General features: G+C 67.1%; 1 protein-coding gene. It reads left to right on the top strand.

What is annotated here, in order from left to right:
- Positions 1-529: hypothetical protein (locus EN862_RS36430; protein ID WP_210235703.1), on the top strand; the 529-nt coding region annotated here is incomplete at both ends.

The following is a 529-nucleotide window of genomic DNA, read 5'->3' on the forward strand; positions in this document are numbered from 1 at the left end:
ACCGGCGACGGCAAGACGGCGGACGACGTCGCGTGGACGCATGGTCCGGTGACGATCTTCATCGACGACGACAACAGCGGCGACTTCAGCGCGGGCGACCGCACCACGACCACCGACGCTTCCGGCAACTGGTCGATCGGCGGGCTGACGCTGGCCGATGTCGGCAAGCACATCTACGAGCAGGTTCCCGGCGGGTCCGAGGAGACCGGCATCCTGGTGCAGACCATCGACAACCCCGGCAGCGGCGGCACCGACACCGGCAACGACTTCACCAACTTCCGCAACTTCTCGATCTCGGGCACGAAGTACGAGGACCTGACCGGCGACGGCAAGACGGCGGACGACGTCGCGTGGACACACGGCCCGGTGACGATCTTCATCGACGACGACAACAGCGGCGACTTCAGCGCGGGCGACCGCACGACGACCACCGACGCTTCCGGCAACTGGTCGATCGGCGGGCTGACGCTTGCCGATGTCGGCAAGCACATCTACGAGCAGGTTCCCGGCGGGTCCGAGGAGACCGGCA

It is taken from the genome of Mesorhizobium sp. M2E.F.Ca.ET.219.01.1.1 (assembly GCF_004016445.2).
Lineage (GTDB): Bacteria > Pseudomonadota > Alphaproteobacteria > Rhizobiales > Rhizobiaceae > Mesorhizobium.